Source organism: Phocoenobacter uteri (assembly GCF_900454895.1).
Lineage (GTDB): Bacteria > Pseudomonadota > Gammaproteobacteria > Enterobacterales > Pasteurellaceae > Phocoenobacter > Phocoenobacter uteri.
This window is the reverse complement of the sequence record NZ_UGTA01000001.1, coordinates 1151544-1175743: the sequence shown is the minus strand read 5'-3', so window position 1 is coordinate 1175743 and position 24200 is coordinate 1151544. Positions and strand designations below refer to the sequence as shown.

The window sequence follows — 24200 nt, the reverse complement described above, 5'->3', positions numbered from 1 at the left end:
CGACAGGGCTCGCCCTGTCGAAATAACATATTAAATAATGAAAAAGAACAAGGCATGTCTTGTTCCTACAACAAATATAAATTTAATAATTATGACAAGAATAGACAACTACGAGCAACGCTTTGGCGGTATTGGTCGTCTTTATACGCCACAGGGATTAGAAAAATTACGTCAATCGCATATTTGTGTGATTGGTATTGGTGGCGTGGGTTCATGGGCGGTGGAAGCATTGGCTCGTTCAGGGATTGGCAAGATTACCTTGATTGATATGGACGATATTTGCGTCACCAATATCAATCGCCAAATTCACGCCCTTTCTGGGCAAATAGGCAACCTAAAAACTGAAGCAATGCAGGAACGTATCAAGCTGATTAACCCTGAATGCGAAGTGCAAATTATCGATGATTTTCTAACTAAAGATAATTTGAGCGACTATTTAATGCGTGGTTATGATTATGTGATTGACGCGATTGATAGTGTGCAAACCAAAGCCGCATTGATTGCTTATTGCAAACGCAATAAAATTAAGCTGATCACGACAGGTGGAGCGGGTGGTCAAACGGATCCAACCCAAATTCAAATTACCGATTTAAGCAAGACGATCCAAGATCCCCTTGCGTCAAAAGTGCGGAATATTTTGCGTAAAGAGTACAATTTCAGCACGAATCCAAAACGCAAATTTGGTGTGGATTGCGTGTTTTCAACTCAGCCGTTGATTTTTCCAAAAATGGGCGAGGGGTGTGAAGTGTCAGCAACGATGAATTGTGCTAATGGTTTTGGGGCAACAACGGTGGTGACTGCCACTTTTGGTTTTTTTGCAGTAAGTCGTGTGATTGATAAACTTTTAAAGCAGATTTAATGGCGATTTAATGTTAAAATTAACGCCATATTAAGAATTCATTATTTTTATTAACAAAGAGGATTTTATGAAAATTATTTTATTAGGTGCACCGGGTGCAGGAAAAGGAACACAAGCTCAATTTATTATGAATAAATTTGGTATCCCACAAATCTCAACAGGGGATATGTTCCGTGCAGCAATCAAAGCAGGCACTGAATTAGGTAAACAAGCAAAAGCGTTAATGGACGAAGGTAAATTAGTACCAGATGAATTAACCGTTGCATTAGTGCGTGATCGTATCGCACAACCAGATTGTGAAAAAGGTTTCCTATTAGACGGTTTCCCACGCACAATCCCACAAGCGGACGCATTAAAAGAGTCAGGTGTTGCGATTGATTTTGTTTTAGAATTTGATGTTGCTGATGAAGTAATCGTTGAGCGTATGAGCGGTCGTCGTGTACACCAACCATCAGGACGTACTTATCACGTCGTTTACAATCCACCAAAAGTGGAAGGCAAAGATGACGTAACAGGCGAAGATTTAATTATTCGTCAAGATGATAAACCTGAAACCGTATTAGATCGTTTAGCGATTTACCACAAACAAACTAAACCATTAGTGGAATACTATGGTAAAGAAGCACAAGCTGGTAATACTCAATATTTCAAACTAGATGGTACGAAAAAAGTAGAAGAAGTGAGTGCGGAATTAGATAAAATTTTAGGTTAAGCTGAAATTTTACTTTAAAATACAAAAAGATAAGCGGTTAAATTTTATGAAGAATTTGCAAATTTTTCTGAAAAAATGACCGCTTTATTGTATCAGATAAATACTAATTATAGAGAAAACTATGTTACTCATCGATATCGCAGGCTATACGCTGACCCAAGAAGAAAAAGAAATTTTGGAACATCCTTTGGTTTCAGGGCTGATTCTGTTTAGCCGTAATTTTCACGACAAAGCACAGTTGCAAGCCTTAATCCAATCTATCCGCAAAGAAATCAAAAAGCCATTATTGATAACTGTCGATCAAGAAGGCGGACGGGTGCAACGTTTTCGAGACGGCTTTACCACACTTCCCGCAATGCAATCTTTCTTAGCTTTAAATCAACCACAACTTGCCAAAGAAAGCGGTTGGGTGATGGCGGCGGAAATGTTTGCAATGGATATCGATCTCAGTTTTGCCCCTGTGTTAGATTTAGGTCATCAATGTAAAGCGATTGGCGATCGTTCTTTTGGCTCACAGGTGAGAGAAATGTTACCTATTGCCGAACAATTTATCGATGGAATGTTGGAAGTTGGAATGGCAACCACAGGTAAACATTTTCCGGGACACGGGCGAGTCATTGCCGATTCACATTTAGAAACGCCTTTTGATGAACGCCCGAAAACCACTATTTTTGAACAAGATATCGTACCATTTACAAACTTAATTCAAAAAAATAAACTCTCAGCGATTATGCCGGCACACGTGATTTATACTCAATGCGATTCCCAACCTGCGAGTGGCTCGCACTATTGGTTAAAAGACATTTTACGCAAACAGCTCAATTTTAATGGCGTGATTTTCTCTGATGATCTTGGAATGAAAGGCGCGAGCTTTATGGGAGATTATGTCGAGCGTAGCCAAAAAGCCTTAAAGGCGGGCTGTGATTTATTACTACTTTGCAACGAACCACAAGGCGTGATACAGGTTTTAGATAATTTACAATATGTTCCAACCCAACAACAAAAAGAGCGTCATTTTTCATTGATGAAGCGTAAAACCATTACGTGGCGTGAGTTACAATCTAGTACTCGTTGGAAAACCGCCACACAGCAATTAAGTCGATTACAACAGCAGTGGTTGGAATTTTGTTAGTTAGTTGATTTATTAAAATAATCTAAGATATTGAAACTTATGCCAATGATTATTTTCATGATATCTTGTATGAATTTGTCTCGTTGTGAATGAAATTTTAAAGCACAATAATACTAAAATAGAGTAAGTTATCCTAATAATGTCTATGAAAGTAAACCTATACATATTGTGTTTATTATAGGTGTAACTTATTTTAAATTTTTGATGTGATATTAGAAAGCTATTTGCAATCTATGCAATAAAGCTTTAATTGACTTTTTGAATGAAGTTAAAAATATGAAAAATATAATAGCTATAATATTAAGAAAATAGGAACGTTTAGAGATAAACAACGTATCAATGTAATCATTGTAACGACCAGTCCTGTTATTAAAAGAGTAAAATAAAATCCTAAACTAGTAAGTCTCATTATTCTTATAGGCTTGATAGCACTTTTAGGCGTTTAAATACAAGCCTTCCTTACTTCTTATATTTATCAATTAAATATGCATAACTTTTTAAATAAAATTGAAAGAAGCTTTGCTTATTTTAAGCAAAAAATTAAGGTGTCATAATGGGATAAAATTGGTGCAAAAAATGAAAGTTATTTGAGCTATTATTCCAACAATAGGTTCTAGAAACATTTTAATAAGTTGTGATTGTTATAGTATTTTATTAACAGTTCCACGTTTTATATAAGAGTGGCTTTCAGTACTGATTTTATCTTCAATATTCCGTTATTTAAGAATTTTTTAATGTGATCTTGGTATTCTTCTATATTAGAAAATTTATTAACGATGATTTTATATAATGAAATGGATTTATCTATTATAACAAAAAACCCATAAGCCGTAACTTATGGGTTCTTTGCAACTGTGATTATAAAATTGTTAAGTAATTAGATTACCATACAATTTTCATACCAACACCAACAGCTTTTTGAGTTGTTTTGTGTTTGTCTTGTTTACCTTTTTGATATTGAGCTTCAGCAAATAAACTTACATTTTTCGCTAATTTATAATCAACACCAACGTTTAAACCATGAATTTTTTCTGCTTTTTCATCTTTGTCAGCAAATTTAATTTTGGTATATGCATAAGTACCGAAAAGATCTACACTATCAGTTACAGCAACTTTTGCTCCCATAGCTGTGTGGAATAATTTATCTTTATCATTACCATATTTCATAATACCATAGCCTAAATCTAAACCTAAGCGTACGTTGTCAATTGTGTAGCCAAATGCAGCTTCAATAGCATCAACATAATCGTCTTTAGAATCCACAGATTTGTGGTTTACGCGACCTAAACCTGCTTCAAAAGTTAATGCATCTTTTGAGTAGTGAGCACCAACTTGGAATGCATTTTTTAGAGGCACTTCTTTTTCAAAACCTAAAGCTTCATATTTTACTTTCTTTTCACCATTTTCACCAAACACATAGTCTGCACCGAATGTCCAGCCATCAACAGCTTTATAACGGTAAGCAACTGTACGATCACCGCCAGTAGGAAGCACGCTTACACCTACACCGTAGATATTATCAAAAGTAGCTTCACCGATGTCATCAGCCATAGTTACTTGTTGACCAAAGCTTAATTGACCTACTTCTTTTTGACCAAATCCGATGAATGCTTTATCTAATTTTGCATCACCTGATTTCATTTGAAGTTTGTATTCACCAAATGCATATGCACCATTACCTAGATCGTAGTCAGCGTGAACACCTAATTTAGTTCCAGCGTTTTTCAACTTAGTGTGGCTTTCAGTTGATTCAGGCTGTTTAACACCGTCTTCTTTAACGGTTATTTTGTCTTGACCTAATGTGTATTTGATTTCACCAAAAACGTTAACATTCATTCCATCTTGGTTATATACAGTTACAGCTGAAGCTGAAGTTGAAGCTAATGCAGCAACTGTTAACGCGATAAGAGTTTTTTTCATAATAATCACCTTAAATTTTTAAATAATTTAATTGAATTAAAAAGCTATTTTATAAGGTATAAAACAACTAGTTGTCATCAATAATTCTCATACCTAAGAATATTGAACATGCAAATGATACAAAAAATAATAACAATGTCAAATGATCTAGCTCACACTTTTGAAAAAAGGTCTCATTTTTTTTAATTGAGTGGTCGTTTTTTGCCCAAAATTTGCATTTTTAGATTTGAAGATGGTTAAATTTTATTAAAAATGTCGTATTTGAAATATAAAAAACGCCCACTAATAATGTTATTTTCTGTAAATGACAATATACTTTTACCTATCTAAGTAATAAGATTTAACTGTTGTATTATACTCAATTTTCGAGTATTTAGATTCAATTTTTTAGCTATTTTTATAGAATAAATAAGATGATTTTTGTTATTTATCGTGCTGATTTTGATTGTGAATTTGGTGCTATGGATGTTTTTTGATAAAAATTATGAACACTATTTATTCTATGTTAATAACTAACATTTTTTTAATTTAGGTGTGTTAGGTGGAGATGAGAAATAATGTTATTTTCTGAAAATATTATTGTGAAAAATTGAGGTGTACTGAAACGAAATAAGCTTGGGTATAAGACTTACTTTTTTGATGTTATCAATGAAATAATAAATACGTTTCATTTTGATATTACCATTTATTTATAAAAAACAAAATGTTACCTCCAATTTGGGGAATGCATATTATGAAGCGGTCATTTTTTATAAAGATTTTGCAAAAATACTAAAATTTGTTCTCAGGGGCATTTGTTTTTTTACGCTGATTTTTGTATGTTTTATTGGTGAGTATATATTAACTGAATATCACTAATGTCAAAAACGCTATACGTGATGTAAGATGTCGCATATTTCCTCCTTTCATTGTGTTTTTCTAAAATTATAATAACAAGCGTTAAAACAGAGGAAATATCAACAGATAATTTCCTTACATTACTATGTCAGGCTTTGTGTATATGGATTATTTAAGCACTTTTAACGCTATTTTTTTATTGTTGATGGATAATATTTCAACACTAACTCTATCACCTTGATTAAATTGAGTATTCATGTTGCTCTTAATGTGTGCTAGCCCTTCAACACCTTTTACTAACTCCACGAAATAACCAAACTTAACGCAATTACTAATCACTCCATTTAACACATCACCGACTTGATTTTGTTCAATAAAAATATCATAAGGGTTGGGTTCAACTTGTTTAATGCTTAAATCTACTCTTTGTTCATTAAACTTTAGTAATTTAACGTTAATTTTATCCCCCTTTTTATAGTAATTTTCAGTCTTAGGTTTTCTATCAAAATAAGTAATTTCCGATTTATGTACCAGTCCTACAACATCTGTCGAAAGTTCTACATGATAACCATAATTACATACCTCAATGATTTCACCTAACATAACATCGCCTATTTGGTGAGTGTTAAAAAATAGCGTATAAGGATTTGGGCTTGATGCTTTGATACTCACACTTATACGGTTTTTTACTTTTATCAATATTGGTCACTTTTGCTTGAACTTTATCTCCAACTTGATATAAATCCTTAGCCTTAACTTTATTATATGAAATATCCGTATTATGACAGAGCGTTTTGAGTCCATTATCCAATAAAATAAAAATGCCATATGTTGAAATTTGTATAACTTTACCTTTCACAAGATCATTTATTTGCAAGTTATCCATTGTTATTATTCCTTAATTAAGGGGGGGATAGAATTCATTATACTGACAATAAATTGAAATATGAAACGCCCTGAAACAACAAAAGCCCTTTAATAAGGGCTTTATCGTGATTTCTGAAACGTCCTGAAACGATATGAAATAGTAAAATATTATTCCCACTCTATAATCTCATCAATATAAAAGTTTATAAAAATCAAGTTGTTACCTGTTATTTGTTATTTTTATACCGTCATTTATACCGTTGCTTTTGGTGTAAAAAGATCAGGATCTGTTTTTATTATATTGAAGTGCATAGTAAACTGATAAATAAAAAAATGGGCTAAAATATTTCATTTAATATTTTAGCCCATTTATCTGCACCTTTCTACATTACATTTTTGCCTTGTTCTTCTATCCAAGCTTGAACTTCACTGAGTTTCCAAGCAACGCGATTTTGGGAAAGAGGGTAAGGTTTGGGAAATCGCCCTGCTTTTATTCTTCGCCAAATGGTCGGGTAGGAGAGCGTCGTCATTTTACATAGTTTAGGTTTGCTGACCATCGTGTCATTTACATTCATAATTCTCTCCTTATCTAACCTCTTCTGTGATTTCCACTGTTCCATTTTTAGTTAATCTTACAGGAACAGCATATTCCCATTTAGAGCCATATTCTGACTCAAAGCGGTTATTAGCATTATTATATTTAATTACATCAGGGATTGTTCTGTTTCTTGCTTCTTTGTCTGAAACAGGGGATACCCAAGCTAAAATATATTGATCCTTAGCTAGTTTCTTAGCTAATTCACTTCCCCTTAACTTAGGTTTTTCAAATTCGATATTTGGATATAATTGTGAAAGTAGCTTGTGATTTTCTTCAGTTGCTAAAAATATTTTTTGAATCCCAGAAGCGTCTAAAGAGCCCTTATTAGTAAATGGAACATAAGAATTGAAGCACTGATCGCTATCTAACTTAATTGAGAGCCGGTTTCCCATCGCATCACGTTCAAGTGTATGAATTTTACAATCGTGATCCGGATAATATACCTTATCACCTGTTTTAAATGTCGTTGCTGTCATTGTTGTTTCCTCTCTTTTGTCTATATTTTTGTTTATCCAATGCTCAAGTTGTTGTTGAAAAAATTTAGCTTCATCAAAATATAAATCTGCTGAGTATCCATTACTTCTTTGCTTTGGAATATCCATACAAGTTTTACCTCCCCAGAATGTAATGCCTTCACCATTTAACTCTCTAACTGACTTTATTTGAATTTCTAGTAATGTATTACTCATCATCGTTCCCCTTATCCAAATTACCCCCTAAAATTGCATAACCTGCAATATCCTTCCAACTGTCATCATAGTTTGGATCACCTGATAAAATACGACCTATTTTTACACACATCATTTCAAGTGCTTCTAATTGATGCCCATCAAGGTTTTCACCATATAGATAGATAATTCCTTTTAACTCTTGAGCAATTTGTGCATAAAGTCCAAAATCCCCATAAACCGCACCACGCTCTTTAATTGTTTGTTGTACTGTTTGATTTTCCATTGTTTACTCCTTATTTAATCTCTTAAATGTCTATAATGTGAAATTTGTCTTATTTCATTTAGAGAAAGATAGTCTGTTGATAACTTTTCTCTTTTTGTTTTGTCAAAAAAGACAAACATTTGCGGGCGTTTTGCTCCTTTGGTTTCTTCGCCTGTTTGGCTATGTAAAAAAGGTATTCGTCCTAATGTTACAAATACAATTTTATTAGCGTGTTGAACGCACTTAGCAAACCATCTCGTAGAATTATCTACATTTAAAAGCATCACAACTTTTGCCCCTTTTTCTGACTCTGTGATTGCCTTTTCTATAAAAGGTAATGGATCAGAGTAAGGTGGATTACACCAAATACGTTTACTTTTACTCGCCCAATCAACGCTTAAAGCATCTTGTTCTTTTGAAATAAATTTCTTACATTTTCTATTAAATTCATTTGCGGCTGCATCTAATCCAAATCCTTTATTTTTATTAGAGTTTTTACAATTTAAAAAATACAATTCAGCAAAAGCAGTAACCCAAAAAGGCGTCGCCCATAAGTCTGTATTTTCCGTTTGATTTCCCATTGTTTTACCCCTATTTTTCGTAAATTTTCCCCAAAATCTCACCGCTTACTGCAATAAGATTTCATTACCGTCGTATTCAATACAGTGTTGTTTATCTAATTTAACCGTTCCTCCTTTTAAAAGTATGTAAACGTGGTTATTACTTATCCAATTTTCAGGAATGCCACGCCAACTTAATGCCATTTTTAACCGTTTCACTTCCTGTGGGTGCTGATCTAAGTAGTCGCTAACTGAAACATAGCCTAAACCCTTGCTATTAGGTTGGTTACAGTTATTGACACAAGTCCAAGCGGAGCAAAGCTCCGTATTTTTTGTTGCAGCACCCTCATCACTTTTTGATGATCGTGTTACTTTTTCAGCCTTTTTGATTGCCCATTTTTTCAAGCGAGTTTTTACTTGTTCCAATGCTGATTTAATTCCTGTAATTTTCTTTGAAACTTCGCCATATTGATTAGGCTCATTTTCTTCATAACAAAGATTGGCATATTGATCCGCACGTTTAACCAACGCACCGCCTTGCCCTTGCAAGTAGCACGCATATTCGCCCATATCAGCAAATAGGCGTAATTCTTCCAAACGCTCATCAGAAATCTTGCCCGCTAAACAGCGACGTAATTCACGCCACACCGACACATTGCCCGCACCGTAGAATTGAAACTGACGAATGCCCCATAAACTCGCCCACGCTCTCGCACGTTTTGAGTTTTCTTTTAAATCAATTTCTTCTAAAACTAATCCATTTGCTTCATCTTTAACGATGCCATCATCAGCAAAGCCATCAACGTTTTTTGCAATATATTTGGCAATGTAGCCTGCCGGTGTGCCTTTTGTTCGGTCGCATACTTTCACATCGTAGCGATTTTCTTTTGCACCCGGCTCATCACCATCTTCTTCTAAGGCTTTCATTTCAAAAAGCTCAACGGCTCTTTCTTTATGTTCAGCTTTAACAAAAAAGAGTAAATGCCAGTGCGGTGTTGCATCGTGGTGTGGTTCTGCCACACGCATACCGCTACCCTTAATCCCTTCTTTGCTTAATAACGCACGATATTGACGCCATACACGGTTTAAATATTCCTGCGTTGTACGTGGGCTTGCGCCATTCCATTTTGGATTGCGTCCACCTTTTGAAAGTTGAGCGTGGTATTTACTTGGTGCGGTTAAAGTTAAGAAAAGAGCAATCAACCCATTTTCTTCCGCCCATTCCTCAACACCACGCAAACGTGTCATCATTTCAATTCTTCTTAATTCTGGGTTTGAATTAGAACGCAAATATACATCTAATAACACACACTGTTCATTAGGGTCGTCAATGTCTTCCATAATCATATCTTTTAAAAATTTATAGCTTTTACGCATTTGTGCTTTCCAATCACGAAAGCCGTCTTTGGAAACATAAGGGCTGACTTTCTTTTGCACTTCGCCACATGCAATCGCAATATGCTCAACCATTCTTTTTTGAATAGTACGTAGTTGCTTAAACCAAAAATCTTCTTTGGTAATACGATTTAATGCCCCTTGCATTTTGCTCATCTGTGGACGTTTTGCTGTTTCAAAATTCTCCCAATAAGGCATCTCAAAGCAAACCTTTTTACAAATCGCACCACACTCAATAAAGCAAGCGGTCATAATCTGATTAATTTCTTCATCAGAAAAATCCTTGCCACTGTTCGCAAGATTTGTAAAAAAGTCTGTTTGCAGTACTAAAAAATTATCAGCTAATTTCTTTGCCAACGTTTTTAAGCGTTGCTCATTCAACAAGAAAAAAGGGACTTCCGCTTTTTTCTGTAACGCTTTCTTTTGTTTACGTCCTAAGCAACTTCTTAAAATTTCAGTGATCGTGCTTGGTGTTTCTAATTGCTGATAATCGCCTAAGTTCGCCATCACCTCGCGTTTTTGCCCTGCCTTGATTTTTAAATAAATATCATAAGCACGTTGCTCGGCAACACGACGATCTAACCACTCAAAATCAAATTGATATTGGTCTAAAACCAGGTTCAAACGTTTATCGAATAAATCACGCAGATAGCCATTTGCATAAGCCACTTGCTTATTGCCAATTGCAAAACCAATCGAACCATCATCTTTTACGCTTTTATACGCTCGCACATACAAGCCACGAAAATACTCACGCTGACGTTTAGTCGGCAAACGTCTTAACAAGGCTTCCACATAATCAAAGCCCTCTTGTCCTACCAAATCAAACAATTCAAGCTGATTGGTTGTCGCACGCGAATCATCAAGCTGTGGCTTAAGTTCCGCCTGATTAAGCGGTAATTTTTCAGCCACATTTTGCAAATTGCGTTGATAAACTTCTTTCGCTCGCTCTTGTTGAGCTTGCCAATCCCAACCAGCCATTAACAGGCTCTCCCATGAATAGCCACTTTTTTTAGTGCTTCCATACGTTTTTTTGCCTCACTAAAACGATAAAAGCGATCAATAAAAGTGCCACGCACGAACAACGCATAAAACTGCCCGCAATTCACTTCTTTAATTCTATAAATACCGTCCGCTGTCGCGAACACGGTTTTACATTGTCCCGTCATTTTTCTGCTCCTGTGTTCTAATTGTGCAAGTAATATCAATTCGGACTTGCTGAGTTTGTTCTACAATGAAGTCACTCTCTACACTTTCTGAAATATCTTTATTTGCAAAATAAAAAAAAGCATGTAATTTATTTTTGAATTCTTGAATTTCATCAATTGATGAATTTTCTTTAATTTCTTCATTAAATACTCTTCTCTTCATGGTCGCTTTTAATTCCATTGTTGTTTCCCTCTTAATTCCGCAATCATCTGCCACGCCTTATACGTTTTTATCCAATAACGTTGTTCACCTGTTTGATAAAATTTATTTGCAAAAAAATGATAAAAATGCACCGCTATATCTAACTGAGTTGGATTAACCATTGCTTACTCCTTTCTCAACACACGCTTTAATACACGGGTTAAAGCCTCATAAATAATGTTATCGGCGTGGGCATAGGTTTTAATGTCACGAATAGCCCAACTGATCGCATTAATTTGCTCTTTGCTAAAATTCGCCAAATCTTGTGCAGTCCAATCCTCTGTTTCAGGAATACCTGCCACTTTCAGCACAAAAGCACGGTGTGAAGGCGTATATCTCGCCCAACGGTCACGCAATAAAAACCAATCTTGTTTTGTTTTTGGTGTATGCTTTTTCTTCTCGTTTAAAAGCATTTGCTCACGTAACGCACGCCAACTATTGATCTTCATTGCGAACCTCCGAATTACTTTTTAAACACCTTTTTCCAAACACGGATAATAAAAGGCTCTTTCTTCGTTTTACTTGCTAAAAAACGTTGTGATTCTCTTTCCTGCAAGTCAAGTACAACAAGCTGCAAAGTGTAGATATGTTCATCTCTCTCTTTGAACGCTTTCTGCAATGCCTTAACCTGTTTTTCTAGCTCCAACGTATTCGTACGGTGCTTTCGCATATTGCGATAAAAACGCCATTTCAAATTACGTCTTCTACGGTTTTCTTTTCTCATTTTTAACTCCCATTTTTGTTTATAAAACATTCAAATCATTAAATTTAGGTTGCAAAAAACCCACGACTTAATTTTTTAGGCTAAGTCGTTTGTTATTTGATCGCTTTAAGGTTTAATTATTTATCTAAAGGTAGATTTTGTTGATTGGGATCTAACTCCCTTAATGGTTTATTTGCCATCTTGATTTCAGGACATTCCCTAAAATCAGGCACTTGAACATCTTCAATCAGTAGGCGTACATTCATTTTTGCACCACACCCATAATGAGTACACCAACATCTTTTTAAGTAACTTAATAATGAAAGTTGCTCTGATGTTCTGATAGAAACAGCTCCTTTACCACAAACAGGGCAAGGTACTAATCCTTTAATTTTGATTTTGCTTTTATTGATATTTTCGCCGACTAACATTTGTTTCCCCTAACACCTTATTTAACTTATTAACTACAATATTATTCATCTATATCAATAACATTGATGTATTCATCCCAAAGCTTCATAACTAATGGATAATCTATTGGATTGGTTTCGTCCAATCTTCTAAATTTAAACTTAGAAAATGAGCCATCTAATTTGAGTTTTTTTCTAAGTTCTTTTTCTGTTGTGAAGTGTTTTATTACTACTCCATTACGAAGAATTATTTTTACAAAAACAGGTTGAAAATCATCATCTATACACTTTATTACAGCAATAACTTTTATAGACTGAACTTCATTGATATTGACAAGCTGACAGTAGTTACCATATTCATCACCAAGTCTTAAAAAGTCCATCATGTTTCCCCTAACCTAAAATTAGTTATTTTTATTCACTTTTCTTGCTTTAAAGTATTGATTGATTTTTTCAGCCATAACCACTAATCCAACACCTAATAATCCACCGACAACCCCTGTTAAAAGTTTAGATGGATAATTAAGTGAATATCCTAAACCAACTAACCAAGTGGAAAAGATAATTCCTTTTATATGGTTACCTAAAAATACCTTAATATCTTTTACTGCACCCGTTAACGTAATGGTAATAACTTGTGGTTTGTTTTCGTTGTTCATTGATTACTCCTTATTAGTTACTTTAGTTTACTCACTCACACTTGCCACAATATCGGCAACGGTAACTTGTCCGTTTGTGGCTTGTTCTATTTTTAAAAGATATTTAGCGTTAATCCCATATCCCCTTAACCATAAGCTAACAGCATTCTGACTAACACCGCATTTTTCAGCTAAAACAGACTGAGAACCGCATATCTTTATTGCTTTATCAATGGTTTTATTCATTAAATTAAACCTTTACTTTTATTTTTAAACGTATATTAACAGATCTTTATATAATAATACAAGATTTATTTTAAAATATAAACGTTTTCTTTTTGAGAATTTAAAAGAAAACGTTTATATTAACTATAAATAAGGAAAAATTATGAATGATTTATCAGTAAGACTGAGAAAAACATTGAATGATAAAAGTATTACACAAGAAGAACTTGCGAATATGATCAATGTTTCTCAGAATGCGATTAGCCTAATTATTAATGGAAAAACTAAGAAGCCTAGAAATTTATTTGAAATAGCACAGGCTCTTGGTGTTGATCCTGTTTGGCTAAAAACCGGTGAAGGTTCGCCACAAGCGGTTAAATCTGATCAAGAATTTGCAGATGATGAAAATGTTATTCGTGTGCCAGTGCTAGATGTTTCAGCCAGTGCAGGATTTGGTATTGAAAATTGTGACTTTGTTGAAAATATTTCTTATATCGGCTACGCAGACGAGCATTTTACACAATATTTCAATCGTGCAAATGCAGACAATATCAGACTGATTAACGTTTCAGGCGATTCAATGGCACCGTCTTTTGAAAGTGGCGACTTGATTTTTGTGGACACCAGTATCAACACCTTTATCGGTGATGGCGTTTATGTGTTCACGTTCAACGGTCAACTATTAGTAAAACGCCTACAATTTATGGGTAAAGAATTGCTTGTGATTTCAGATAATGACTATTATAAACCTTGGTCAATTTCAATGGAGAATGAAGAGAGTTTCAGAATTCGTGCAAAAGTGCTTTATTCTCAATCACAAACAATGAAAAAATTTGGTTAATTTTAGTGGGGACTTCTGAAATGGAGTTCCTTTTTTTGTATGTAAAATAAAGGGTTAAAAATGTTAAAGTGTTTTTTCTATTGGATTGTTTTATGCCTTGTACTTACTCTAATGAGTAAAATCTTAGGCGAGGATGTAACAGCAATTCTTTTTCTTCTTTTCTTGGTTTTTGGTGGCTGTTATGGAATATGGGAAAAGATTAAAAATAGAAAAAAGGAAAAAGTACTAGAAAAAACAATAAAGCCTTTTAAGACAGAACCTAAAAATAAATCTGATAAAAGTCAAACTATCTTAGATACAAAACCAACACAAAGTATTTTTGAACCTGAGACTGAACCAGAATCTAAAATTTCAGTAGAACCTAAAAAAGTAAAAACAACACCAAAACAAAGCACTATCAATAGAGATGTTATCGAATTTGATTATGTGGACTATCACGGAAATCCAACTCGTAGAAAAGTGCGTGTAAGAGAAGTAGATGAAACTTACTTAGAAGGTTATGACTTAAATAGACGAGATACACGAACATTTAAACTTGAAAGAATTGGCGATGAAATTATTGAATTAGAAACAGGTTTAATTTCAACAAAAGAAGATTGGTTGAGAGATAACTACGATATAGAACTTGATGACCTAGATGATGATTTTAAGGAATATCTAAATTTAGATAGCAAATATAATGATCCAACCCTCGAAGTTTGTTTTACAGGATTTAAGAAAGCTGATAGAGAAGAATTAGAATTAGACGCTGAATTGACAGGTGATTTTATCGTAAGAAAATCAGTTACACAAAATTTAGATATTTTGGTTTGTGGTAGCAATGCAGGTCCAACTAAAAAAGCCCAAGCAGAAAGACAAGGTGTTCTGATTTTAAGTGAAGATGAATTTAGAGAGACTTATTTGAATGAGTAGGATATTGAAAGCGGTTTAAAAAAGAATAGATTTTGTAGCAATTATTATTTAATCAAATAAGGAGAACTTAAAATGAAAAAATTACTAACAATTATTGCGTTATTTATCTGTGTTCCTTTTGCAAGTGCAGATAATTTAGATAAAGCAAGGGAAGATGTAAAAAACTATTTTATCAGCGATAGTGAACCAAAAGTAATAGACGCTATATGGACATCTTCAAATACATTTAAAGTTGGTGTGGTTGATGATAACACTAATCGTGATGGCTATGCTCAATATGTTTGTATGGAACTCAATGACAAGGGATTCAAAGGTAAAAATGTTTTAGTTCGCGTTATTGATATTCAAAAACTTACTCAAACTGGCGAATGGGTTAATTTAGGTACGGCTTATTGTCAATAAATAGAGGAGACGTAAAATGAGAAAACTACTTTTAATTTCAATACTTGCCATTTTTTCTAGTTCAGCATTTGCGTCTTCTAATTATTCGTGCAATAGCAAAACCTGTAAAAAAATGTCATCTTGTGCAGAGGCAGTTTATCAACTCAAACAATGTGGTAAAAAACGCCTAGATAGAGATCACGACGGCATTCCTTGTGAAAGTCTTTGCGGTAGTAATGGCGAAAATATGCCAAAAGAAAAATCTAAATCAAGTAAAAAGAAAGGGAAGAAGAAATAGATTTGTTAAAGCTGATCAAACAATAAAAAAACAGGAGCAAAAAAGATGAACGGTTATAGACTAACACAGTGTGAAGATGATCACTTCACAAGACGAACTAGACCAAATCCAAATGATGAGGATAAGAAAAATGAAAAAATCAACAGAAGTCTTGGAGCAACGTAAAAAATCACTCCTTTTTGATATTCGCCGTTCACAACGCTATCATCAATATCGTATTCGTTTTTTTGCTTTTTGGGAAAAAATGACTAATTTTGTTAGTCTTGTGCTAAGTTCTGGGGCAGTATGTTCCTATGCCTCTGCTTACCCTAACTTAGTATGGATTTTTAGTATTATTTTAGCCATTTTTTCTGCTTTGGCTTTGGTTGTGGGGTTTGGAAATAAAGCCCGTGATCATCAGTCTTTTTTACAGGATTTTTCACAATTAGAAAATGATTTAATCAAGTCAACGCTTTCAGATGATTTAATTACCGATGTTGAAGCGAGAATGTTTGCCCTCGATAATAAAGAACCTCCAACACTGATTGCATTAGAGCAACGTTGTTATAATGAACAGATTGTAGCTGATGGTTTTGATATAGATAAATATTGTGTAAAAATTGCTTGGTATCAAAGATTGTTTGAGCAATATTTTGATATTTTTCCTGAAAAAATTAACTAATAATTATATTTTGAGAAAACGGAGCAATCGCTCCGTTTTTTTATTCCCCTTTCAACTCACATTCAATCCCTGTCGTATAACCACTATCTGCACTGATGTTGTGCGTTACCTGTCTAATAATCCATTTGTTCACATCAATTTCCTTTTTAAACCCAACCACTTTCACCGGCAATTCCGGCATTAACTCAGGATTGCCTTGTGCAAGGCTTAGGCTAAAGGTTGCTGTGCCACGTCCGAGTTTTTTAAATTCTCGGATTACCGCATTTTTAGCAGCCTGCTTAGATTTATAAGTGTGGCGAATGGTTTTGATATTATCTGAATCGGTAATCGCGGGCTTTGTCTGTTTTAGTTTTTGGCTTTTGCGAGTTTTCTCAATTTTGGTGTTTGCATCAAAATAAACCTGCTCACGTTTGCCTGTTTTGATGTCGTGATAATAAGCACGCACCGCTTTGTAATTTTCCCCTTCGGCGATTGCATAACGGTGTTGATCGCCTTGATTTCGTGTGATGTAAATTTCAGGTAAAACTTGACCGCTTGCAGTTTTTCCTTGTCCGGTTTCAATAAATAATAAATTCCCATTTTTCACCGTAGCGATCGCATCATATTCTTTCGCCATTCGGCTTAATAGGTTGATAGAGCTTTCGCCACTTTGGTCGATATGCTCGATGATTTGGTTGGAGAAACTTTTACCCACCATTGGTGTAAGTTTATTTTCCCCCGCAATCTGTTCCACAATTTTCTTGATTGTCTTTTTGTGAAATGAACGCTCTTTGTGTTCCAACAATGAGCCACGCATATCCGCACTTCTTGCCCGAATAGTTACAATATCAGGGCTTCCGCTGTGTTCCACCTCATCAACCGTATATTCGCCCTTATACACAATGCTTTCCGACTTCCAACCAAAACCGAGAGATAAAACTGCAGCACGTGGGGGTAAGTCTAATAAACCATCGCTATCATCTAAGGTTAAATCAAGTTGATCAGCTTCAAATCCACGAGAGTCAGTTAAGGTTAAACTAATTAAACGATGAGAAATCAGCTGTGAAATATCTTTTTTACCACCGTCTTTTGGTCGTACCGTTAGAGAGATAATCGGCGTTTTATGGTTACTGTTTTTAACTAAATCATTAAGCCACATTATACAAAATCCAATACATCATCAATGATATTGCTTAAAATAGAATCGTCCACGCGTTTTAAATTCATTGAAAATTCAATCTTACGTGCTTTACCATCACCAAAAAAGAAACTGCCTGAATGCGAGATACTTTCAATTACAAACCAACCCACAATCATAAAGGTTGCTCCCTCAATTAAAGGGTAAGGCTTACCTTTTTCTGCCATTAATTCAAGTAGTTTAATACTTAAATCACCCCCTGTAATTTCAGGCATAAGCGTACCTGAAATGGTAATTTGTTCGCTCTCTTTTCCTGTGAATTGCGTGCGTGGCAAACCACCCACAACTGCATTTGTTGGGTGTCGCCAACTCAATTCACGGTTAGTTTCTTGGTAGGGAATGGTGGAACGAGTAAAGACAAAATAGCCTAAACTCATCATTGCGGAATTTTGTAGCATTTACTTTCTCTTTTTGTTGTTCCTGGTAAGCTAAAATGTAATATACCGTTTACAAATAAGCGGTAAGATTTTGTTGTATTTTTACAATTTCTTACCGCTTGGGTTATTCATCTTCTGTCTCAACGCGTTTGCGTGCTTGCTCTCGCCATTCCATCAATTCATCTAAATACATTTTATCAAATGTACTCGGTTGCCAATGAAAGACGGTCGCAATATCAGCAATTGCATCTTCAACACAGGTAGTGATTAAGCATTGAGTGTTGCTTCGTCCTTTCCCGTTTCTTCATCTTCTTCTGATTCAGAACCGAAGAAACCTGCAAGTTCAGTGGATAATTTAGTAAAATCGGCAATTTCAAGCTGTTCAATATCTTTTTTAATTAACGATGGCTTTGTTACACGCGGCAACAACACCGTTAAAGCATTGACATCGAACTGCATTACATCAAGTAGTTTCAAGCCTTTTAAGGCTAAAACATTCGGTTTTAAAATTGTGACTTCTTTAATTTCGCTATTGCCACGTTTAATAGGAGTACTTAAAGTTACTTGTTTTTTCATTGTATTTTTCCTTTATGATTTTGGCGCATTCCACGCCCGTTAAATTAAAAATTAGAGACCAATCGCTTCACGATGTTTTTTATATACATCTTTACCGTTTACTTTTAAGATTGTGTTGAGCGTATCAATCTCAATAATTTCTTTACCACCCATAGTGAGTTTGTAATAGGTTAGAGCAGATTTGATTGTGGTTTCCCCAATCTCGCCCACTTTACTGTTTCCACCGTCAATTTCTTGGTGGCGTCCACGCATTAAGACTTCAACGGGGGTCACTTCGCCTGTGTCATCGCGTTCATAACTCCCCGCAAAACGAATCATTTCTTTGCTAATTTCCGCTTCTGCAAAACCAGTATAAAAATGTTCATCAACACCTGCGTATTTGTGAGTCAGTTCTAATTTCTCAATCCCTAAGTTGATCCCCACTTCAGTAAACATTCCACCTGCGCGGTAATCTTCTAACTTACTGCTTAATTTTGGCAATTCAGCTTCCTTCGCAATGCCATAATATGAATCGCCGTTTAAAAAGACGTTCATCAATTTTAAGGTTCTTGGTAATGCCATTCGTTACTCCTATGCGGCTGCTACTTGGCTAGCAAAATCAACCAAATATCTATCAGTAATATATTGTTTTAAGTTTAGATTTTCTAAACTTGGGACAGGGCAATAATCATATTTAATATAAAATTGCCCATCTTTTAGGGTATCTTTGCTGTTTTCGCCCCAATCTATCCACGCAGAACCGCCCACAACATATCCCTGAGATTTCCAAAAACGGAACTTACTATTGATCATTTCAAGCATATCTTTCACAAGAATTGGGGTAAGCGGTTTATCAATCGCCCAGTCGTAGGCTTCGCCAATGGTGTCACGGATAATTTGAGCAGTACGAGTATATTGCTCAAATGCAAAAAGCTTATCTGTTGCACAAGTACGACTTCCCCAAATGCGGAAACCATTAAAATTGATCGCACAGCTAATTTCTTTACTGTTTAAAAAGTTCGCGTCTGTTGAGCTGTCTTGAATATCAAAACTAATTGCCTTTGTAACACCGCTTACGCCATCAATCGTCATATTAGAAATCGTTTTATGCCAACCAATTTCTTTATCGGTATAAGCACGCAATCCAGCCGCATAAGCCGTTGCATAGGCGGTATCCGTTGCGTTTTTGTGGGTATTGAAGTTGGTAAAATCGCCATAAATTAAAAATGCCTCACGATCCCCAAAGTTTCGGCGATAAGCGACCGCTTCCTCTTTGTTATTTGCGTGACATTTGATGTAAGCCATACCGTGTAATTTCTTCGCCACAGCGACAAGTTGCGTGGCGACATCAAGGGTATCTAATTGAGGAATCGCAAAAATACGAGGTTTTACACCTAAGGTAGATTGAGCCGATAAAAAGGCTTTCATACCTGTTCCTACACCGTCTTCGCCGATAGTACCGATTAAGTTCGCGGTTAAGTGTTCCTCATCTTCGGGTACACGCACAATCACACAAGGGGTGCGAACAACGGTAGAAATCGCTTCAAGGGTACGATAAAGCGTGCCACCTTTACCGGCTTTACCCATTAATGATTCAGGGTTTGTAGTTAAAATGGCTTTATTCAATGGAAAGGTTTCAGCGTCGGCATCATCAGCGGTACACACAATCCCAATAATTGCCGTTGCCACTGTTCGAACGGTGCGAGTTCCCTCTGAAATTTCAGTCACTCGGACGCCGTGTAGGTATTCATCAGACATAGTTATTCCTGTTTGATTTAATTAAAAAAAGAGGTCAAACAAAGAATAAAAAACCGCTTGCAATATAGCGAGCGGTTGAGATTGTGAGAATATTTTTTACAAATTAAACAAGGGCAGAAAGCTGATTAGGACTAAATCGCCAGCCCTCATCACTGCCAAAAATCACGTTAAAACACCATTCAGAACAGAAATATCGATTACGATTTTGGGATAACCCCAAACAAACCCCGATAGCCCCTAACCAATCATATTTCTTGCCTTTGGTTTGCTGGAAGTAATCTAGAATTTGCTGTTCCGTGACATTTTCTAATGCGACCAAATCCCATTTTAAGCGGTCAAATTTTTTGATAAATTTACAACGCACCCCATTATCTCGTGGGCTTGATGAATAACTTAAAAATCCGTCTTTTTTTGCAATAGCAAGCTCACAATGAGAATATCTGCCTTTGGTGAAAAATCGGATTGCTTTATCAACAAGCTCACCCTTGCCTTTATATAACGCTAAATAGATAGTTGCCATTGTTCAATCTCCTGTTTAATTTCATCAAGTTGTGCTTGCTCAGTGGCTTTTTCTAGCTTATCCATAATCGCCTGCCGTTGACCTGCAATTATGCCTGTTACTGATTCAAAAGCAGTCGTTTTTCTAATTACTCTTGCAACTAATTCTGATAATTCCAAGTTGCGAGCAGTAGCAATTCCTGTAAGCACTGGTGTTGGATGGCTGTTATCTTTTTGCCACGCTATCGCCTCTTCTTTTTGAATCGCAAAACTAGTTTGTTCAATTTGTGGGTATTCATGTAGAAGTTGATTGCCCAGTTCATCAGCTTTATTTTTTAGGGTGATGATTAGGGCTTGTTGGTTAGCCTTAAATTGCTGTTTTTCTTTTTCAATATCTTTCACCCATTGTTGATTTTCACTGTCCCATTTGCAATTCTCAAAAGGTTGTAAAGCGGTCAGATTTTCAGGTAATTTTCCGACTTCTTTAATTTCTACTTTTTCTTGGGTTTGCGTATCATAAAACGTCTTACCTCTGTGGTCTTCTATATATTCCCAACCATTTTCAGTGCGTTTAATTGCAAAACCGTCTTTGTGTTCAAGCGGTTCGTCAAGATACGCATTTGGACTTATTGATGTATCAATACTTACCCATTCTTGTTCCGATTGAATAAAAAGATTATTCTTATCTACTTTATAAACGGTAATAAATCCACTTGAAAGGGCAAAGCCGTTCTCGTCAAATTGTACGTTTTGTTGTGTCATTTTATTTTCCTTTTCTATCTGGCTAAGCAAATATATTGAAATGCTATATTTTTCATTCTGTTCTCAGAAGCTGTCGGTACAACCGTTGAAGCATCAAAAGCAATTGTGTAATCACCTCCCGAACCACTACTTCTGTATGTTCGTGGTGCATAAGTATGCGACGCATTAAAAACCCCATTAGCTTTACCGAAAATCATCTCACTAAAATAAAATTCACCAGTAATATTTCTTATTGCATCCCCCTGCTCACTTAATAATGTACGGTCAGCGTCATAGCCTCGTCCATTGTCTAATCCTCGAATCACTAAGCCTCGTAAATCAGGCAATCTACCGCTTGGGTATTTCTCTGCCAACTCAGGATAAGCCGCTTTATTAAAGGCTTGTCCATTAAAGGCAAGACAATTCTCAGGGACTTGCATTAAAGGGTAAGGAATAGGTACGCCAATAAGTAAGTAATCGGTTCTATTTTGTTTTTTCCACGGATACCACCCTGTGGAACTTCTATTTCTAAAATAGATATGACCTGAATGATAGGTCTTGTATTCTTGGCGTACACCATATGCAGATGGAGTCACTACCAATGACCCAGCCTCTTCTACTGGATAATGTCTTTCAACTGTGGCATTCTTTGTCCACGGTTGACCATAAAGCCCTACGTCCGTGATTTCGTCTAAGTTTTCGTGTTTGAGTTCTTTGACTTTAAAATCTTTTTCTGTCACGAGCTTGTCAAGCTTCCAATCCTCATCCTGAGCATCTTTAGTTCGAAAATAATTATAGCCATTCCCTAAGCTTAAAAATTGAGTGGTTTGTCCATTTGATTTAAGCTGAAAACCGTCACCATCATAGCCCTCTGGCAAGCCTGTGTTTTGTGTTTTATTTGTTGAAAAATTAAACCCTGTGAACCCTTCAATATTGATGGCGTTTAAATCACCAGCAAATCCACTGTATAGAGAAGTCTTATCAACTTTTGTATCCACATCGCTTTCAAGAGCAAGCACGCCTGTTTTTTTAGGTAGCCATAATCGATGCAGAATGGTTTGACCTTTTCTGTATATTAAAGAGCCAAAATAACGGCTAGCATTTGGTTCAATTTGGGATTTTAAGACATAACCATCGGTATTTTTATATCCAATCCCGCTATAATCAGAATAGTTAATCTCCATATAGCCAGTGAATGTATCGCCCGTTTTTGATGCTTTCTTATCTGCAGTATTTTTAGCTTCAATCGCTTTATTCAATGCTACTTTAGCATCTTGTTCAGCTTTCTCTCCTTTATCATAAGCAATTTTTACAGCACGAGAGGTTGCAATAGTATCTGCACTGGTTGAGCTAACTGAATTAGATTTTTTACTATTATCAATCTTGTTATTAGCGATATTTTCCACAGCCCCTGCTTTATCATAGGCAATTTTAACCGCTTTCAAGGTTGCAGCTACGTCTTCACGCTCAGAAATCACAGATGTTGTTAGATTACCAACGATTTGTTTCCACGGATACCACCCTGTGGAACTTCTATTTCTAAAATAGATATGACCTGAATGATAGGTCTTGTATTCTTGGCGTACACCATATGCAGATGGAGTTACTAAAAGCGTTCCTGCTGAGCGTTGAGGGTAATTTCTTTCAGCAGTTGCTTCCGCATTTGCACCTTGTCCATAAATACCGTAAGTTGTAATATTATCTAAGTTTTCACGTTCAAGCTCTTGAACTTTAAAAAGTTCATCTGTTATGATTTTTTCAACGTGCCAACTATCGTGGTCACTATCCTTTGTTCTCAAGTAATGGCGTCCGTGAGCAATGCTTAAAAATTGAGACATTTGTTTTTCTGAGTTAACTTGAAAACCTATGCCATCATAGTTTATGCTCTCAGGTAATCCTGCCTTATCCGCACTTCGATGAGAAAAATCAAAGCTTGTGAACCCCTCAATATTGATAGCGTTCAAATCTCTTGCGAATCCGCTATATAGCTCCGCCTTGTCAACTTTTCTATCGACATCGCTTGTTAGTGCAAGTGTTCCGCTCTTTTTAGGAATTTTTATATATGCCTCGTTGATATAATTATGTCCATTATAATCTCCAACGGCACGATAAATGATGGAACCTATTTGAGTATTATTATCTCTTGTCGCCTCAAAAATCAAAGACTTACCTGCTTGATTGTACAATACAACAGATGACCAATCAGAGTTGGTGGCTTTAATTTTTAGAATACCCGTCATCGTATCGCCATTTTTCGATACCTTCTCGTTCGCTTTGTCATAGACAGTCTTAACAGCCGTTGATGTGGCAACAGTATCACTACTGTCTAAATCCACTCGGTCGCTTTTATCCAATGTTGTTAAATAGACTGTGCTAGAATCAACGTTTAAGGTCACATTTTCTAAGTGACCAAATTTTAAAATCAAACGAAAAACTGAAACCTTCCCACTTCCTTCGCTTGTCGTTGGTTTATAACTTTCAGGTGTATTTGCAATAGCAAGTAAATGATTATTTTTATCCAATAACCCTAGCTCACGTACATAGAACCCGCCTATATTTTCAGGAATCTGCAATTCAAAGACGACTTGTTTGTCATCTTTTGGATCTTGATAGCATTTTGTGATATTGGCTGAATATCGGCTATTTACTAATTGCGTTTGCTCAAAACTTGGTATTGTTGCTTGTCCATTACCATCGCCAACAGCCATTTTTAAATGTGTTAAAAGTTGTTGTTCACCAAGAGTCTGAGCAAGCATTTCTGCTCCCTTTCTTGTTAAAATTGAAAAATAAGTTTTACTCATT

The 24200-nt window shown here is 35.6% G+C and carries 34 protein-coding genes; 8 read left to right on the top strand and 26 right to left on the bottom strand.

The genetic code is table 11. From position 1 onward, the window contains the following. Positions 1-91: 91 nt before the first annotated feature. The 3 genes from tcdA (at position 92) to nagZ (ending at position 2703) form a co-directional block, all read left to right on the top strand. Positions 92-859 carry a tRNA cyclic N6-threonylcarbamoyladenosine(37) synthase TcdA gene (tcdA, locus tag DYE60_RS05350; RefSeq protein WP_115315603.1) on the top strand — a complete coding sequence of 256 codons (768 nt, stop codon included), beginning with the start codon at positions 92-94 and terminating at the stop codon, positions 857-859. Between the two features lie 67 nt (positions 860-926). Further along, positions 927-1571 (top strand): adenylate kinase, encoded by a 645-nt coding sequence (adk, locus tag DYE60_RS05345; RefSeq protein ID WP_115315602.1) that lies wholly within the window; start codon positions 927-929, stop codon positions 1569-1571. A gap of 121 nt (positions 1572-1692) precedes the next feature. Continuing rightward, positions 1693-2703 (top strand): beta-N-acetylhexosaminidase, encoded by a 1011-nt coding sequence (gene nagZ / locus DYE60_RS05340; RefSeq protein WP_115315601.1) that lies wholly within the window; start codon positions 1693-1695, stop codon positions 2701-2703. A gap of 882 nt (positions 2704-3585) precedes the next feature. Here the strand turns inward: nagZ and DYE60_RS05335 are convergent. The 17 genes from DYE60_RS05335 to DYE60_RS05260 all read right to left on the bottom strand — a co-directional run bounded on the left by DYE60_RS05335 (position 3586) and on the right by DYE60_RS05260 (position 13220). Then, positions 3586-4623, bottom strand: a complete 1038-nt coding sequence (locus tag DYE60_RS05335; protein WP_115315600.1) for a porin — start codon at positions 4621-4623, stop codon at positions 3586-3588. A gap of 1005 nt (positions 4624-5628) precedes the next feature. Further along, a complete protein-coding gene (locus tag DYE60_RS05330) occupies positions 5629-6132 on the bottom strand; it encodes a S1 RNA-binding domain-containing protein (RefSeq protein ID WP_279525342.1) in 504 nt (167 codons plus the stop codon). Further along, the gene (locus tag DYE60_RS05325) at positions 6086-6346 is read right to left on the bottom strand and encodes a S1 RNA-binding domain-containing protein (RefSeq protein ID WP_115315598.1); all 261 of its coding nucleotides are present in this window, start codon (positions 6344-6346) and stop codon (positions 6086-6088) included. Before DYE60_RS05325 ends, DYE60_RS05330 begins: the two co-directional genes overlap by 47 nt. Before the next feature lie 364 nt (positions 6347-6710). Further along, complete coding sequence (locus DYE60_RS05320) at positions 6711-6902, bottom strand: helix-turn-helix transcriptional regulator (protein ID WP_174894763.1); 192 nt, start codon at positions 6900-6902, stop codon at positions 6711-6713. A 10-nt stretch (positions 6903-6912) separates the two neighbouring features. Further along, complete coding sequence (locus DYE60_RS05315; RefSeq protein ID WP_147285448.1) at positions 6913-7617, bottom strand: hypothetical protein; 705 nt, start codon at positions 7615-7617, stop codon at positions 6913-6915. Continuing rightward, entirely contained in the window at positions 7607-7879 is a 273-nt protein-coding gene (locus DYE60_RS05310) for a DUF6378 domain-containing protein (protein WP_115315596.1), read from the bottom strand. Before DYE60_RS05310 ends, DYE60_RS05315 begins: the two co-directional genes overlap by 11 nt. A gap of 14 nt (positions 7880-7893) precedes the next feature. Next, entirely contained in the window at positions 7894-8439 is a 546-nt protein-coding gene (locus DYE60_RS05305) for a phage N-6-adenine-methyltransferase (RefSeq protein ID WP_115315595.1), read from the bottom strand. A 45-nt stretch (positions 8440-8484) separates the two neighbouring features. Continuing rightward, complete coding sequence (locus tag DYE60_RS05300) at positions 8485-10794, bottom strand: replication endonuclease (protein WP_115315594.1); 2310 nt, start codon at positions 10792-10794, stop codon at positions 8485-8487. After that, positions 10794-10982, bottom strand: coding sequence for a hypothetical protein (locus DYE60_RS05295; protein WP_115315593.1), 189 nt, complete (start codon positions 10980-10982; stop codon positions 10794-10796). Before DYE60_RS05295 ends, DYE60_RS05300 begins: the two co-directional genes overlap by 1 nt. Continuing rightward, on the bottom strand, positions 10966-11202 hold the full coding sequence (locus DYE60_RS05290) for a hypothetical protein (RefSeq protein ID WP_115315592.1): 237 nt from the start codon (positions 11200-11202) through the stop codon (positions 10966-10968). Before DYE60_RS05290 ends, DYE60_RS05295 begins: the two co-directional genes overlap by 17 nt. Continuing rightward, a complete protein-coding gene (locus tag DYE60_RS10215) occupies positions 11193-11345 on the bottom strand; it encodes a hypothetical protein (RefSeq protein ID WP_172460367.1) in 153 nt (50 codons plus the stop codon). Before DYE60_RS10215 ends, DYE60_RS05290 begins: the two co-directional genes overlap by 10 nt. Before the next feature lie 3 nt (positions 11346-11348). Beyond that, on the bottom strand, positions 11349-11672 hold the full coding sequence (locus DYE60_RS05285) for a hypothetical protein (RefSeq protein WP_115315591.1): 324 nt from the start codon (positions 11670-11672) through the stop codon (positions 11349-11351). Positions 11673-11686: 14 nt separating this feature from the next. Continuing rightward, a complete protein-coding gene (locus DYE60_RS05280) occupies positions 11687-11947 on the bottom strand; it encodes a hypothetical protein (protein WP_147285447.1) in 261 nt (86 codons plus the stop codon). A 116-nt stretch (positions 11948-12063) separates the two neighbouring features. Continuing rightward, positions 12064-12357, bottom strand: a complete 294-nt coding sequence (locus tag DYE60_RS05275; protein ID WP_115315589.1) for a hypothetical protein — start codon at positions 12355-12357, stop codon at positions 12064-12066. Positions 12358-12398: 41 nt separating this feature from the next. Beyond that, a complete protein-coding gene (locus DYE60_RS05270) occupies positions 12399-12722 on the bottom strand; it encodes a hypothetical protein (RefSeq protein ID WP_147285446.1) in 324 nt (107 codons plus the stop codon). Positions 12723-12740: 18 nt separating this feature from the next. Further along, the gene (locus DYE60_RS05265; protein ID WP_115315587.1) at positions 12741-12995 is read right to left on the bottom strand and encodes a hypothetical protein; all 255 of its coding nucleotides are present in this window, start codon (positions 12993-12995) and stop codon (positions 12741-12743) included. Between the two features lie 27 nt (positions 12996-13022). After that, entirely contained in the window at positions 13023-13220 is a 198-nt protein-coding gene (locus DYE60_RS05260; RefSeq protein WP_115315586.1) for a transcriptional regulator, read from the bottom strand. 142 nt (positions 13221-13362) lie between these two features. Here DYE60_RS05260 and DYE60_RS05255 point away from each other — a divergent pair, with 142 nt between their 5' ends. The 5 genes from DYE60_RS05255 to DYE60_RS05235 all read left to right on the top strand — a co-directional run bounded on the left by DYE60_RS05255 (position 13363) and on the right by DYE60_RS05235 (position 16292). Further along, positions 13363-14040 carry an XRE family transcriptional regulator gene (locus DYE60_RS05255; RefSeq protein WP_115315585.1) on the top strand — a complete coding sequence of 226 codons (678 nt, stop codon included), beginning with the start codon at positions 13363-13365 and terminating at the stop codon, positions 14038-14040. Between the two features lie 111 nt (positions 14041-14151). Further along, on the top strand, positions 14152-14952 hold the full coding sequence (locus DYE60_RS05250) for a WYL domain-containing protein (protein WP_147285445.1): 801 nt from the start codon (positions 14152-14154) through the stop codon (positions 14950-14952). 72 nt (positions 14953-15024) lie between these two features. Next, positions 15025-15354: a hypothetical protein gene (locus tag DYE60_RS05245; RefSeq protein ID WP_115315583.1), complete on the top strand. Its 330-nt coding sequence runs from the start codon at positions 15025-15027 to the stop codon at positions 15352-15354. Positions 15355-15370: 16 nt separating this feature from the next. Then, positions 15371-15631, top strand: a complete 261-nt coding sequence (locus DYE60_RS05240) for an excalibur calcium-binding domain-containing protein (protein ID WP_115315582.1) — start codon at positions 15371-15373, stop codon at positions 15629-15631. Between the two features lie 130 nt (positions 15632-15761). Beyond that, positions 15762-16292, top strand: coding sequence for a hypothetical protein (locus DYE60_RS05235; RefSeq protein ID WP_115315581.1), 531 nt, complete (start codon positions 15762-15764; stop codon positions 16290-16292). A 40-nt stretch (positions 16293-16332) separates the two neighbouring features. On the opposite strand, the gene DYE60_RS05230 is transcribed toward DYE60_RS05235, so the two are convergent. The 9 genes from DYE60_RS05230 to DYE60_RS05190 form a co-directional block, all read right to left on the bottom strand. Next, a complete protein-coding gene (locus DYE60_RS05230) occupies positions 16333-17433 on the bottom strand; it encodes a phage late control D family protein (RefSeq protein WP_115315580.1) in 1101 nt (366 codons plus the stop codon). Further along, complete coding sequence (locus DYE60_RS05225; RefSeq protein WP_115315579.1) at positions 17430-17867, bottom strand: phage tail protein; 438 nt, start codon at positions 17865-17867, stop codon at positions 17430-17432. Before DYE60_RS05225 ends, DYE60_RS05230 begins: the two co-directional genes overlap by 4 nt. A gap of 103 nt (positions 17868-17970) precedes the next feature. Next, entirely contained in the window at positions 17971-18081 is a 111-nt protein-coding gene (locus DYE60_RS05220; protein WP_342767606.1) for a GpE family phage tail protein, read from the bottom strand. A gap of 32 nt (positions 18082-18113) precedes the next feature. Next, the gene (locus tag DYE60_RS05215) at positions 18114-18422 is read right to left on the bottom strand and encodes a phage tail assembly protein (protein WP_115315578.1); all 309 of its coding nucleotides are present in this window, start codon (positions 18420-18422) and stop codon (positions 18114-18116) included. A 51-nt stretch (positions 18423-18473) separates the two neighbouring features. Beyond that, a complete protein-coding gene (locus tag DYE60_RS05210) occupies positions 18474-18983 on the bottom strand; it encodes a phage major tail tube protein (protein ID WP_115315577.1) in 510 nt (169 codons plus the stop codon). Between the two features lie 9 nt (positions 18984-18992). After that, the gene (locus DYE60_RS05205; RefSeq protein ID WP_115315576.1) at positions 18993-20159 is read right to left on the bottom strand and encodes a phage tail sheath protein; all 1167 of its coding nucleotides are present in this window, start codon (positions 20157-20159) and stop codon (positions 18993-18995) included. 103 nt (positions 20160-20262) lie between these two features. Further along, the gene (locus DYE60_RS05200; protein ID WP_115315575.1) at positions 20263-20679 is read right to left on the bottom strand and encodes an enoyl-CoA hydratase; all 417 of its coding nucleotides are present in this window, start codon (positions 20677-20679) and stop codon (positions 20263-20265) included. Then, a complete protein-coding gene (locus DYE60_RS05195; RefSeq protein WP_115315574.1) occupies positions 20661-21419 on the bottom strand; it encodes a tail fiber assembly protein in 759 nt (252 codons plus the stop codon). The genes DYE60_RS05200 and DYE60_RS05195 overlap by 19 nt, the downstream gene beginning before the upstream one ends. A 14-nt stretch (positions 21420-21433) precedes the next feature. Next, the gene (locus tag DYE60_RS05190; RefSeq protein WP_115315573.1) at positions 21434-24199 is read right to left on the bottom strand and encodes a phage tail-collar fiber domain-containing protein; all 2766 of its coding nucleotides are present in this window, start codon (positions 24197-24199) and stop codon (positions 21434-21436) included. Position 24200 lies beyond the last annotated feature (1 nt).

Coding starts and splice junctions, on each gene's coding strand:
- DYE60_RS05275 (WP_115315589.1), bottom strand. CDS start 12,357: ATGTTAGTCGGCGAAAATATCAATAAAAGCAAAATCAAAATTAAAGGA.
- adk (WP_115315602.1), top strand. CDS start 927: ATGAAAATTATTTTATTAGGTGCACCGGGTGCAGGAAAAGGAACACAA.
- DYE60_RS05215 (WP_115315578.1), bottom strand. CDS start 18,422: ATGAAAAAACAAGTAACTTTAAGTACTCCTATTAAACGTGGCAATAGC.
- DYE60_RS05235 (WP_115315581.1), top strand. CDS start 15,762: ATGAAAAAATCAACAGAAGTCTTGGAGCAACGTAAAAAATCACTCCTT.
- DYE60_RS05310 (WP_115315596.1), bottom strand. CDS start 7,879: ATGGAAAATCAAACAGTACAACAAACAATTAAAGAGCGTGGTGCGGTT.
- DYE60_RS05280 (WP_147285447.1), bottom strand. CDS start 11,947: ATGAGAAAAGAAAACCGTAGAAGACGTAATTTGAAATGGCGTTTTTAT.
- DYE60_RS05200 (WP_115315575.1), bottom strand. CDS start 20,679: ATGGCAACTATCTATTTAGCGTTATATAAAGGCAAGGGTGAGCTTGTT.
- DYE60_RS05290 (WP_115315592.1), bottom strand. CDS start 11,202: ATGGAATTAAAAGCGACCATGAAGAGAAGAGTATTTAATGAAGAAATT.
- DYE60_RS05260 (WP_115315586.1), bottom strand. CDS start 13,220: ATGAATAAAACCATTGATAAAGCAATAAAGATATGCGGTTCTCAGTCT.
- tcdA (WP_115315603.1), top strand. CDS start 92: ATGACAAGAATAGACAACTACGAGCAACGCTTTGGCGGTATTGGTCGT.
- DYE60_RS05250 (WP_147285445.1), top strand. CDS start 14,152: ATGAGTAAAATCTTAGGCGAGGATGTAACAGCAATTCTTTTTCTTCTT.
- DYE60_RS05255 (WP_115315585.1), top strand. CDS start 13,363: ATGAATGATTTATCAGTAAGACTGAGAAAAACATTGAATGATAAAAGT.
- DYE60_RS05210 (WP_115315577.1), bottom strand. CDS start 18,983: ATGGCATTACCAAGAACCTTAAAATTGATGAACGTCTTTTTAAACGGC.
- DYE60_RS05190 (WP_115315573.1), bottom strand. CDS start 24,199: ATGAGTAAAACTTATTTTTCAATTTTAACAAGAAAGGGAGCAGAAATG.
- DYE60_RS05205 (WP_115315576.1), bottom strand. CDS start 20,159: ATGTCTGATGAATACCTACACGGCGTCCGAGTGACTGAAATTTCAGAG.
- DYE60_RS05225 (WP_115315579.1), bottom strand. CDS start 17,867: ATGCTACAAAATTCCGCAATGATGAGTTTAGGCTATTTTGTCTTTACT.
- nagZ (WP_115315601.1), top strand. CDS start 1,693: ATGTTACTCATCGATATCGCAGGCTATACGCTGACCCAAGAAGAAAAA.
- DYE60_RS05300 (WP_115315594.1), bottom strand. CDS start 10,794: ATGGCTGGTTGGGATTGGCAAGCTCAACAAGAGCGAGCGAAAGAAGTT.
- DYE60_RS10215 (WP_172460367.1), bottom strand. CDS start 11,345: ATGGTTAATCCAACTCAGTTAGATATAGCGGTGCATTTTTATCATTTT.
- DYE60_RS05270 (WP_147285446.1), bottom strand. CDS start 12,722: ATGATGGACTTTTTAAGACTTGGTGATGAATATGGTAACTACTGTCAG.
- DYE60_RS05265 (WP_115315587.1), bottom strand. CDS start 12,995: ATGAACAACGAAAACAAACCACAAGTTATTACCATTACGTTAACGGGT.
- DYE60_RS05320 (WP_174894763.1), bottom strand. CDS start 6,902: ATGAATGTAAATGACACGATGGTCAGCAAACCTAAACTATGTAAAATG.
- DYE60_RS05295 (WP_115315593.1), bottom strand. CDS start 10,982: ATGACGGGACAATGTAAAACCGTGTTCGCGACAGCGGACGGTATTTAT.
- DYE60_RS05315 (WP_147285448.1), bottom strand. CDS start 7,617: ATGATGAGTAATACATTACTAGAAATTCAAATAAAGTCAGTTAGAGAG.
- DYE60_RS05325 (WP_115315598.1), bottom strand. CDS start 6,346: ATGGATAACTTGCAAATAAATGATCTTGTGAAAGGTAAAGTTATACAA.
- DYE60_RS05335 (WP_115315600.1), bottom strand. CDS start 4,623: ATGAAAAAAACTCTTATCGCGTTAACAGTTGCTGCATTAGCTTCAACT.
- DYE60_RS05240 (WP_115315582.1), top strand. CDS start 15,371: ATGAGAAAACTACTTTTAATTTCAATACTTGCCATTTTTTCTAGTTCA.
- DYE60_RS05245 (WP_115315583.1), top strand. CDS start 15,025: ATGAAAAAATTACTAACAATTATTGCGTTATTTATCTGTGTTCCTTTT.
- DYE60_RS05305 (WP_115315595.1), bottom strand. CDS start 8,439: ATGGGAAATCAAACGGAAAATACAGACTTATGGGCGACGCCTTTTTGG.
- DYE60_RS05285 (WP_115315591.1), bottom strand. CDS start 11,672: ATGAAGATCAATAGTTGGCGTGCGTTACGTGAGCAAATGCTTTTAAAC.
- DYE60_RS05195 (WP_115315574.1), bottom strand. CDS start 21,419: ATGACACAACAAAACGTACAATTTGACGAGAACGGCTTTGCCCTTTCA.